The sequence below is a fragment of the Microbispora sp. NPDC046933 genome (assembly GCF_040644635.1).
Classification (GTDB): Bacteria; Actinomycetota; Actinomycetes; order Streptosporangiales; family Streptosporangiaceae; genus Microbispora.
The window spans coordinates 90,291-101,336 of sequence record NZ_JBEYWW010000035.1; the positions used below are offsets into that span (position 1 = coordinate 90,291).

The 11,046-nt window shown below is 70.8% G+C and carries 7 protein-coding genes and 1 pseudogene; 2 read left to right on the forward strand and 6 right to left on the reverse strand.

The window, feature by feature from the left end:
- Positions 1–115: 115 nt before the first annotated feature.
- The 5 genes from ABZ857_RS35350 to ABZ857_RS35370 all read right to left on the reverse strand — a co-directional run bounded on the left by ABZ857_RS35350 (position 116) and on the right by ABZ857_RS35370 (position 5,185).
- Entirely contained in the window at positions 116–2,233 is a 2,118-nt protein-coding gene (locus tag ABZ857_RS35350) for a peptidase domain-containing ABC transporter (protein WP_357052209.1), read from the reverse strand.
- Positions 2,230–3,246, reverse strand: a complete 1,017-nt coding sequence (locus tag ABZ857_RS35355) for a TIGR04500 family putative peptide maturation system protein (RefSeq protein ID WP_357052212.1) — start codon at positions 3,244–3,246, stop codon at positions 2,230–2,232. The genes ABZ857_RS35350 and ABZ857_RS35355 overlap by 4 nt, the downstream gene beginning before the upstream one ends.
- Complete coding sequence (locus ABZ857_RS35360) at positions 3,243–4,214, reverse strand: MvdC/MvdD family ATP grasp protein (RefSeq protein ID WP_357052214.1); 972 nt, start codon at positions 4,212–4,214, stop codon at positions 3,243–3,245. The genes ABZ857_RS35355 and ABZ857_RS35360 overlap by 4 nt, the downstream gene beginning before the upstream one ends.
- Positions 4,215–4,272: 58 nt before the next feature.
- The gene (locus ABZ857_RS35365) at positions 4,273–4,428 is read right to left on the reverse strand and encodes a hypothetical protein (RefSeq protein WP_193202133.1); all 156 of its coding nucleotides are present in this window, start codon (positions 4,426–4,428) and stop codon (positions 4,273–4,275) included.
- A gap of 286 nt (positions 4,429–4,714) precedes the next feature.
- Complete coding sequence (locus ABZ857_RS35370) at positions 4,715–5,185, reverse strand: hypothetical protein (RefSeq protein WP_357052217.1); 471 nt, start codon at positions 5,183–5,185, stop codon at positions 4,715–4,717.
- Positions 5,186–5,477: 292 nt separating this feature from the next.
- Between ABZ857_RS35370 and ABZ857_RS35375 the strand changes: the two are divergent.
- A pseudogene (locus ABZ857_RS35375) lies at positions 5,478–5,987 on the forward strand (DDE-type integrase/transposase/recombinase); the annotation flags it as partial.
- On the opposite strand, the gene ABZ857_RS35380 reads toward ABZ857_RS35375, so the two are convergent.
- On the reverse strand, positions 5,984–7,342 hold the full coding sequence (locus tag ABZ857_RS35380; RefSeq protein WP_357052220.1) for an FAD-binding oxidoreductase: 1,359 nt from the start codon (positions 7,340–7,342) through the stop codon (positions 5,984–5,986). The pseudogene ABZ857_RS35375 and the gene ABZ857_RS35380 overlap by 4 nt on opposite strands.
- 245 nt (positions 7,343–7,587) lie before the next feature.
- On the opposite strand from ABZ857_RS35380, the gene ABZ857_RS35385 reads away from it, so the two are divergent.
- Complete coding sequence (locus ABZ857_RS35385; protein ID WP_357052232.1) at positions 7,588–10,848, forward strand: BTAD domain-containing putative transcriptional regulator; 3,261 nt, start codon at positions 7,588–7,590, stop codon at positions 10,846–10,848.
- Positions 10,849–11,046: the final 198 nt, after the last annotated feature.

Genomic DNA, 11,046 nt, shown 5'->3' on the forward strand with positions numbered 1-11,046 from the left:
GCTGTGTTCCACCAAGTCGGCGGGGTGCCGCTGACGGTAGCGCTGCCGGCGGAGGTGTCGGCGACGCGGGTGTCTGCGGCACGCCCGAAATTCTTCAATGGACCGGAACCGTTGCTCAGCCGACCGGCGCCTGCAGGGACACCAGATCCGCGTACCGGCCGCCGCGGGAGATCAGGTTGTCGTGCGAACCCGTCTCCACGACGCGTCCCTCCTGCAGCACGACGATCAGGTCGGCGTCCCGGATCGTGGAGAGGCGGTGGGCGATTACGATCTGCGTGATTCCCAGGCCGCTGAGATTCTCCCGGATGCGTTCCTCGGTCAGCGCGTCGAGGCTCGAGGTCGGCTCGTCGAGCAGCAGGATGCGGGGGCGGCGGGCCAGCGCCCGGGCGAGGGCGAGTCGCTGGCGCTGTCCGCCGGATAGACGGCCGCCGCTCTCGCCGATGTGTGTGCCGTACCCGAGCGGCATGGCGGAGATCTCGTCGTGGATTTCGGCCAGCCGGGCGGCCTCCTCGATCACGTGACGTCCGACGGATCCGTCCCCGAACGCGATCGTGTCGCGGACTGTCCCGGAGAACAGATGGGGCTGCTGCGTGACCACGCCTATCTGCCGGCGAAGGTGCGGTGGGTCCAGGTCGCGCAGGGGTACGCCGTCGAAGCGGACCTCCCCCGCCAGGGGCTCGACGAGACCCAGCAGCACCCGGCCGAGCGTGGTCTTGCCCGATCCGGATCCCCCGACGACCGCGACCCGCGCCCCCGCGGGGATCCGCAGGTCGATGTTGTGCAGGATCGGGAAGCGCGAGTCGTAGCCCGCGGACACGCCCCGGATCTCCACTTCGCCGCGCAGCGTGGGCCGCAGGCCACCGGACGGCTCCGGGTCCGCGGCCAGCAGGTCGGCTACCCGGTCGAGGTGGGCGAAGGCGAGGTGGATCTGCTGTACGGTGCCAAGCAGCGACGAGAGGGGGGCGATCGCCGAGCCCGCCATCGCCGCGAGGGCCAGCAGGTCGCCCAGGCTCGACGAACCCGGCATCCGCGAGTAGATCACGACGAGCAGGCCGAGTGAGAGCGCGAGCTGGAGCGCCTCGGTGGCGGCCTGGACGGCGACCACCGTGCGGTCCCGTTCCGCGCTCGCGGCGAGCTCGCGCTGATGACTGGTTTGCCAGCGCTCGAACGCCCCCTCCTCGGCGCCGCTCGCCTTGAGCGCCTCGATGCCGGACAGGCTCTCCACCAGGCTGGTCTGCGTGGCGGAGGTCGCGTGCAGCCCCGCGTACGCGAGCTGCACCGACCGCCCGGCAAACAGCGCCACCGTGATCGCCTGCGCACCGGCGACCAGGACCGTCACGACCGCGATGGACGGTGTGGTCACCGCCAGGGCGATCACGTACGAGGCGGCGGTGAGCAGGTCGAAGACCAGGGCTAGCGACCGTTCGGCGATCATGTTGCGGATCCCAGAGACCGCGCTCAGCCTGCTCAGCAGATCGCCGCTGGTCCGCCGTTGGAAGAACCGGTACGGCAGGGTCATGACGTGCCCGACGAGCCGTCGCATCAGCCGGGCCGCCACTCCGGTCTGGAGCCGGATGAGGAGGAGCGACCTGGCGCGGGAGGTCAGCAGGTGCGCGGCCACGGCGGCCACCGCGGCGAGGCCCAGTGCCCCCGGCGCGAGGGCGCCGCCGTCCACCACGAGCTTGGTGAACAGCGGCACGGCCAGGCCGAGCAGTTGGACCACCGCCGTCGCCAGGACGACCGCGACGATGAGCCGCCGCTCGGTGAACGCTCCGGCCAGCAGGGACAGCACGGCCCGGGCCGCGGACCGGCCCCGCTCGGGTGGGGCTAGCCGGTCCGGGACGTCCGGGACGAGCAGGGTGCCGCCGTAGCCGTCGGCGAAACGCTCGCGGGTGAGCCGCGTCCGGCCGAAGGCAGGATCGGCCAGCACCATGTGGCCCCCGTCCACCCGCTCGACCACGACGAAGTGGTTCTGCTCCCAGTGGGCGACGAACGGCGTGGGCATCCCGCCGAGCCGGTCGGCCGTGAGCCGGAACGCCCGCAACCGCAGGCCGAATGCGGCGGCGGCGCCGATGAGATCACGGAGCGTCGCTCCGTCCGCGCCCTCGGGCAGGTGACGCCACACCTCCGCGACGCTCGTACGGCGTCCCAGGGCGCTGAGCACCATGGCGAGGCAGGCGGCTCCGCAGTCGGTCTGCGTCTGCTGCATGCGCAGGGGGACTCGTCGTCTCATAGCCAGTGCCACCTGATCTCGGCGGCCGCCCGCCGGTCGGCCAGCCAGGCGGAGTAGGCCGCCTCCGCGGCCGCGGCCAGGTCGGTGGGATCGTCCGGGTCGGGAACGGCACGGTGTAGCACCGCCCCGGCCAGCAGGCCGTCCTCCGACTCGGCGGGCCCGACGACCCGGCCCGGCTGGGCCGCGCGCAGCGGTCGCGGCAGCTCGCGGGCGAATCCGGAGCACAGCGTGAACCGCAGCCGTCCCGAGCCCTCCTGTACGGCACGCTGGGCCCGCAGGAGCAGTTCCGCCGGCGAGTCGGCCCGGGCGATCTCCTCGATCGCCGCCCGGTCGTGGCCGGCGACCCAGGCCGCCCGCGTCCGGGAGAGCTCCTGGGCGTGCGTGTGGAGATAGGTCTTCGCCGGCTCGCCGGTGAATCTCCGGCGCACGCGATTCATCCGCGCCGTCGTCTCCATGAAGCCGGCGAAGGCGTCCTCGGGCAGGCCGATCTCGTCCAGCCACCTCAGTGTCCGCTCACGGCTGAACAGGCCGCGCCGGCGCCGGAAGTCGTCCATGGCCTCCTGGAGCTCCGCGTCGGTGACCGGCTCCCGGTCGTCGGCGATCTCCGACAGCAGGATCCGGTAGTCCACCAGCTGCTCGTGGACGGTGCGGTCACGGGCGCCCAGCGAGCGCAGGGCGTACAGGGCGGCGGGGACGGACAACCCGATGCCGTCCACGCTGACGACCTGCCCCGCAGCCCAGTGGGTCGAGTGGTCGACCAGCCAGGGCACGCCGTCCCCGGCCTGCGCGGAGATCGCCACCGTGCCGCCCTCGGGGTAGGTCAGCAGCAGGTCGTATCCGACGTGGAGGCTGCCGGGCGGCTCGTCCACGACGAGCTCCGCGTCGAGCCGGGGATGGGCGGCAGACCAGGCACTGGCCCGCTCCTCCGCCTGCCCGACATCCTCTCTGCGCCGCGGAAGGGTACGCAGGAACCGTACGGCGGACGCCAGGTCGGCGCCGAAGACGTCTGTCATCGTGATCTTCCTTCGGTGAGCCAGTCGGCGATCGCGTCCCCGATCGGCAGGCCGGCGCGCAGCTCGACGAACGCCCATTGGCCGCTGACGTTGAGCTCCAGGAACACGTACTCGCCGTCCGGTGCGAGGATCAGGTCGATCGCGCCGTAGTTGAGCCCGAGCGAGGCCACGAGCCGCAGACACCGCTTCTCGACGTCCTCCGGCAGGGGATGGGGACGGTAGGCGACGCCCAGGTCTTCGTAGTGCCGCCAGTCCTGACTGGTCAGGCGGGACGATTGGGAGTCGATCTCGGCGCTGAAGACGCGCTCCCCGACGATCGTGACCCGCAGCTCGACGGCCTTCGCCAGGTTGGGCTGCAGGATCACCGGAGCGTGCCGGATGCGGTGCCGCCCGGCCAGATCCCTCCGCTCGATCTTCGTGGTGTAGACGTGGTGGTCCTCGCCGTCGATGAAGAACGGCCGGAAGCCGAGCGCCTTGGAGATCAGCCGTCCCTGGGCCCGCCGCCACGCGGGGACGAGCTGCCCGGGGTCGTTGCCGATCACCGTTTCGGGAATCGTGAAACCCAGCTCGGCCGCGCGCCTCAGGTGGAGCAGCTTGTTGTCGACGCGGGCCATGTGCCGGGGTCTGGCCGGCAGCCAGCGGTCGGTGGGCATCAGCTCGTAGACGCCATGGAGCATCTGACGGGCCATCTCCTCGGCGTACGCGCGCTGGCTCGGATCAACCACGGAGGACGCCTCCGGCGGGTTGGGGCGCCGGTGCCAGACCGCGGTGACCTCGGCGAGGTCGTGGGAGACGCCCTGGTGGACGAGGGTCTGGCGGCAGCCCGTGCCGGACAGCCGGGTGCAGAGAACGGTCCGCTCAGGGAAGTCGGCCTCGTCCCACCAGAGCACCGGCACGCCTCGCTCGTCGAGCCGGCGCACGACCATGCTCACCGAGTCGTCCCGGCGATCACTGATGATCAACAGCATGTGGCGTCCCTTCAGCCCCGGGTGCGGCCGGGCGGGGTGCCCGGCCGCACCCGCCCGGTCACATGTCCCAGCAGTCGCCGCTGGACGAGCCGTTGAGGGCGCTGCAGACGAAACCCGACTCGGGGCGCTGGGCGCCGGCGATGATGTCGAGCTGGTCGTCGGCCAGCTCCACGGCGGCGGCCGGGAGGTCGGCGATCTGGATGTTCTTCCGCACCGAAGTGCTCCTCTCTGATCCCGTCGCCAGAGGTTCCGGCGACAGGACGACAGTGGCAGCGGGCACTTGGCCGGAGCTTGGAGCTGACTAAGGAACGGCCGCTTGGAGACTTGGAACGAAGGGGTGACCACGAACAAGGGCATCGGCGGTGCCGGCCTGACCGCCGCCGTCCTGTGGGCGGTGTGCCTCGGAAAGCAGTTCGGCCCGGTCGAGGCCTCGTCCGCCTACCAGGCCTCCGAGACCCTCATGTCGATGTCGGCGGCCAGGGTGGGAGCATCGGGCGCGGTCATAAGACGTCCCCGATCGCGTCGAGCTTGTCGACTCTGTAGTCTGATGGCGGCCGGATCGGCACCTGCGGCAGTTCCAGCACCAAGGCGGTCCCGGGTGGGCAGACCTGTGCTGTTCCGGCACCGGCGGCCAGGATTGAGCGCCCGCCGTCGGTCCGCCAGCGGCGGAAGGCCACCGCCCGTTCCAGCGCCGCCCGCACCTGCTCGTCTCCGTGGGCGGCGCGTAGTGCGGCCAACTCGACCAGATCGGCGGCCAGGCGGCTGTTGCCCGAGGCAGCCGAGCCGGCCAGGAAGGTCTCAGGATCGGTCGAGCGCCAAGAACGCCTTCTCGGTCTCGGTCCTCGGGCGGGCGGCGCGCCGGGGCGCGAGCCGGGGACCGTCGTAGTGCTCATCGGCAATCGAGGTATGGCGCCGGGGCGTTCGCCGGTGGTCTGATCAAAGATCAGCAGCCGGCCGCCGGTCTCGACCACGCTGACGGTGGCGCCGATCCATCGGGTGGGCGCCGAGTAGCGGGCACCCCCTGGAACGACGGATTGAAGCTGATCAACCTGTACTGACCATGGACGTTGGTGACAGGGCTGCCCGGTGAGGTTGAACCGGTTGCATGGGTGAGGGCTTTCATGGCTCGGTGTGTAGCGACCAAACCGCAGCACCGACCAGAAAGCCCTCAATGCCCCACCGTAACGCCCCACTGACCGAGACCGGGCGTCTTCGCCTGGCCCGCTGCATCGTCGAGAACGGCTGGAGCATCCGCCGCGCGGCCGAACGGGCAACATCCCCGACGGCGGCGGCCACCGCATCGTCGGCCGCGCCCAGGGCGACAAGAACAAGCAGGCCAGCACGACCCGGCGGCGCAACAGCAAACCCGTAATCGGCTACAGCTACCCGCACACCGCCTTGGACGACCACTCCCGCCTGGCCTACACCGAGATCCTCCCTGACGAGCGCAAAGACACCGCGACCGGCTTCCTGGCCCGCGCCACCGCCTGGTTCGCCGCCCACAACGTCGCCGTTTAGCGCGTGCTCACCGACAACGGCGCTTGCTACAAGTCCCATCTGTGGGCGGCCACCTGTACCCGCCTGGGCATCGTTCACGAGCGCACCCGCCCCTACCGGCCGCAGACCAACGGCAAGGTCGAACGCTTCCACCGCACCCTGGCCGACGAATGGGCCTACGCCCGCCCGTACGCCTCAAAGGCCGAACGCCGCGCCCTGAAAGGCCAGCCACCCATCAGCCGCGTCACCAACCTCCCTGATGGGGAGTGCACCTAGAGCAGGACGGGGTGGTTGCTGACGAGGACGCCGTGCGGGTCGCGGCGGCGCTTGATCTCCCGTAGGCGGCCCAGGATGTCGGGGGGGAACGCGAAAGCGGCCGATTCGCCGTGGCTGAGGAAGGTGAAGGGCTTGCGGCCGCTGGTGTATGGCTCCACGGCCCGGGCCATGGACGCCTGGCGCTCCTCGATGGCCTCTTCCATTCCGGGGGCGGCGAGCACGCCGAGCAGGAAGAGCAGGTACGGCTCCTCGATGTGGCCGCAGGCCCCGCCGTTCTCGCTCACCTGGGCGAGCGCCCCGCCGAGGTGGCGGATCTGCACGTAGGCGAGCGGTGCGATGGTGCCGGGGCCGGCGGCGGCCAGCAGGGCTGCGGCGGCGTCGAGCCCGGTCAGCAGTTCGCCGTGGAACATGGCGGCGTTCGGTTCGGTCGGCTCGGCGCAGATGTCGGCGAGGTTGGCGACCGGCATCCGGGTCCGGGTGTCGAGGATCGGGCCGTCGATGCGGTCGAACCGGTGGAGCAGCTCCCGCGCCTGGTCCGGGCCGCCCAGGTAGGTGACGTCGATCGTCACGGCGGACAGGCCACGCAGCGTCTCGGGCAGCTCGGGGAAGGGCGGGAACTGCAGGAGGTGGAACCATACGGTGAGCTCCTCGGGGGCCTCGGCGGTGGTCGCGCGGAAGGCGGCCAGCACCTCCTCGGCCCGTCTGGCCGGCCAGATGATCCGGCCGCCGTACAGCTCGGGCGCCGGGTGGAGGTCGAACTCCATCGCGGTCACCACGGCGAAGTCGCCGCCGCCCCCGCGCAGCGCCCAGAACAGCTCGGGGTCGCTGTCGGCCGTGACGGTCGCCTGGTCGCCGGCGGCGTCCACGATCTCGAAGGAGCGGACGCTGTTGGCCGCGAAACCGTACTTGCGGCCGAACCAGCTGAGCCCGCCCCCCAGCGTGAAGCCGGTGGCGCTGACGGCCGAGGTGCTGCCGACCAGCGCGGTCAGGCCGTGCTCGCTGGTGGCTGTCAGGACCTCGCTCCAGGAGACGCCGGCCTCCACCCGGGCGACCCGGTTCTGTGGGCGGACCTGGAGGCCCTGCAGCGCGCCGGTCCGCAGCAAGATGGCGTCGTCGAAGGCCGCTGGAGCGTGGCCGTTCGGCTGGGTGGCGACGGGCAGCCCGGCGATCTCCGCGTAGCTGACCACGGCCGCGACGTCGTGGGCGTCCTCCGCCTCCACCACCGCCGCGACCCGCTGGTTTACGGCGGAGTCCCAGGGGCGGCGGGCCTCGTCGAAACCTTTGTCGCCGTGCACCCGCACCCGGCCGCGCACCACCCGGCGAAGGTCGGCGCCCAGCGCAGTGATCCCGTTCATGTGTCCTCCCTGGTGGATGTTCCATTGCGTGGCTCCACCGTGGACCAGGGCTTTTGGCCAGGGGCTGGAGGCGGATTGGACAGCCTTCCAAGCCGGGACAAGTGGACCGTTCCGGGACCGGTCGCAGGACCTTTATGCTTCTGATGCGTTAGATGGGGAGGGTCATGGGCTCGCTGTTCTTCCGCCTTTTCGGTCCCTTCGAAGTCAGTGACAAGGCGGGGCGGACCCTCGACATCGGGCCCCGGATGCAGCGGGCGGTCTTGGCGCTCCTAGCTCTGAATCCGGGGAGGGTGGTCTCGCTCGATCGGCTGATCGACGAGCTGTGGGCGGACCAGCCCCCGTCGAGTGCCACCACAACGCTCCAGGTGTACATCTCCAACCTCCGTAAGGTGCTTGAGCCCGGCCGGCAGCGGCGGACACCCCCCAAGGTGCTGCTCACACGCGAACCCGGTTACCAGTTGGCCGTCGCTCCCGATCAGGTGGACCTGGTCCGCTTCACCACCTCGGTGGAAGACGGGCGCAAGACGCTGGCCCGGCGCGAGTACGGCAAGGTTCTCGAGGTGCTGGACCAGGCGCTGGGCATGTGGCGGGGCGAGCCTCTGGCCGAGTTCTCCGTCTATGAGTTCGCCCAGCCGGTCATCGCGCGTCTCGCCGAGTTCCGCGCGGTTGCCGTTGAGGACCGGTTCGAGGCCAGGCTCGCGATGGGCGACAGCCTCTCATGCGTGGCCGACCTGGAGCGGCTCGTCGAGGTGTATCCGTTCCGCGAGCGGCTGTGGGGCCTGCTGGTGCTTGCGCTTTACCGGTCGGGCAGGCAGACCGACGCCCTCGGGGCACTGCGCAGAGCGCGCGCCCTGCTGGCGGAGGAGATGGGGCTGGAGCCGGGACCGGAGCTGCGGCGGCTGGAGCAGGCCGTCCTGGAGCAGTCCGCGGACCTGGACGTCTCGTCGCCCGTGCTCTCGGAGGTGTCACCGCCGCTGACTCTCACTGCGGACCGCCGGCACATTACACGGGCCCGTGCTGATGCCCCCATCGCGCGGGACGAACAGCTTGGCCGGCTCGCCGAACGTTTCAGTGCCCTGCGGCAGGGGCGTGGTGGAGTGCTGTCGCTGACCGGAGAGGCGGGTGTCGGCAAGACCCACCTGGCCCGGCTCGCGGCCTCGGAGGCCGAGAGCCAGGGAATCACCGTGGTGTGGGGCCGCTGCGTGGAAGCGGAGGCGGCGCCGCCGTTCTGGCCCTGGTTGCAGGCATTGCGCGAGCTGGGAGAGCGGGGCCGGGTTGCCGCCCGGCTCATGGCGGGCGAGGGCACCGACACGACCGCCGACCCCGGGAGGGCGCTGTTCGAGCTATATGAGCATGTCCTGTCCGCGCTGACCGGTGTGGGAACCCCGACGATGCTCATCCTGGACGACCTGCACTCGGCCGACGCGTCCTCGCTCCGGCTCCTCACCTTCCTGGCGTCCGAGTTGCACCGCAGGCCGATACTCGTCTTGGCCACCCTGCGGCCGGAGCCGGGGAGAGAGCCGGAGCATCTGGGCGACACCCTTGCCGCCCTGGTGCGGGAGCCGGGAACCGAGCTTCTGCCGCTGCCTCCCTTCACGTTGCGTGACGTACGTGCGTTTCTCGAACCGCGCGGCGTGACCGACCCGGCGTTCGCCCGCATTCTCTACGAGAGAACCGGGGGCAATCCGTTCTACCTGGTCGAGCTGCTGAGACTGTTGGGCAGCGAGCACCGGCTCGACTCCGTCTCATCCGGCATCCCGCAAGGAGTCCGGGAGGTGATCGGCCGGCGTGTGTCGCGGCTGCCGGATCAGACCCGCGAACTGCTCGGCCAGTGCGCCGTACTCGGGCGGGACGTGAGTCTCGATGTGTTGACGACCCTTGCCGGGGTGCCGGCCGAGCAGGTGATGTCGGCGCTTGAGCCTGCTGTCGCCACAGGGGTGCTGATCGAGACGGTTGGCGGCTTCGACTACCGCTTCTCGCATGCCCTGGTTCGTGACGCGCTCTACGCGGGTCTCAGCCGCCTTGAGAAGGCCAGGCTGCACCTGCGCGCGGGACAGGCGTTGGAGGGTCTTCCCGGTGGGGACAATGCCTCTCTCCTGCCGATCCTGGCCCATCATTTCGCCATGGGCGCGCGTGTCGGGGGAGCCGACAAGGCCGTGGAGTACGCGGCCAGGGCGGCTCGGCAGGCGACGGCCCAGCGCGCCTATGACGAGGCCGTGGAGCTGTGGGACAAGGCGCTGCTCGCCCTCGGACAGCGCGACCCGGCCAGGCGCTGCCGGCTGCTGATCGAGCTGGGCCGGGCGCTGCGCGTCATCGGGGACGTGGATCGCGGCCGCATGGTTCTCGACGAGGCGATAGAGCTGGCGGCGGAGATCGGCGACAAGATGGCGGTCGTCGAGGCGGTCATCGTGTTCGGTGGCCACAGCGTCTGGATGTGGCGTCCCTACGGAGTCGTGGAGGAGCGCAGGGTCGCCCTCCTGGAGAGCCTGCTGAAGGAACCGCTGGACGACCCCGACCGCGCCGCGCTGCTCGGCACGCTCGGCCTGGAACTGTACTACGGGCCGCGCCGCGCCGAGGGCGAACGGCTGGCGGCCGAGGCCGTGCAGATCGCCCGGCGAGTGGGCGATCCTGCGCTGCTCTTCCGGGTCCTCAACAACTACGCTCTCGCCACCCGGGTTTGCGGGCGAGAGAAGGAGCAGCGCAGCGCCGCAGACGAGATGCTGGGTCTGCCGGGCCTGTCCGCGGCCGCGCAGATCGTGGCCCTCACCATCCGCATGTCCCACCTGCTGAAGGACGGCGAGTTCGCCGACTGGCAGCGTGACCGCCTGCGCGTCGAACAGTTGGCGCAGGAGGTCCGACGGCCGGAGCTGACCGCGATGATGTGGACCGCGGAGGCCGCCTACGCCACCCTGCACGGCCGGTGGGCCGAGGCGGAGCGTCTCGTGCTCGAAGCGGACGAGCTTCTCAGCAGGTGGTGGATAGTCATACGTGACTTCGTGAGGTTCTGCACGATCTTCACCTGCCGCAGGGCGCAGGGCCGCGTCACGGACATCGCGGAGGAGTTGATCGCGCGGGCGGCCGAGCCCGACATGTACCCGCTGCGCCCCCTCGCCGTCCTCGCCGCTCTGGATGTCGGCGACCCGGACCAGGCTCGCGAGCTGATGGGCCGCTGGGGCACGGACGTCCGCGACGACTGGTTGGCCGAGTTCCACTTCGTAGTGTGGGGACATGTGGCGGTCGAGCTGGGCGCACCCGACCTCGCGGAGCTGTACCGCAGGCTCTCGCCGCACGGTGACCGGTTGGTGGATGCGGGCAGCGGTCAAATCGTGAGCTGGGGCTCGACGCACCAGGTGCTGGCGAAACTGGCGGCGGCGATGGGTGACCGGGAGCGGGCCCTCGACCACGCCCGGCGGGCCCACGAGATTCATCTGCGCCTGGGCCTGGACTACTGGGCAGGCCAGAGCCGACAGCTCCTGACTCGACTGGGCGCGTCACCGCACGCCTGATACCTGCCCGAGCAGCTGACAGAGGCCAGGTCTTTCGAGCTTACGGATCAACGTCGGTGGGGACCGCGTGGCGGCTGAACCGCTCCGGCTTTCGTGGAGGCCCTGATGTGCCTCGGGTTCTGTGGAGTCGGCTTGGTTGGCCGTCATGCCAGCTGGGTGTTTGCGTAGAGCATCTCGTATTCGACCGGAGTGCGCATC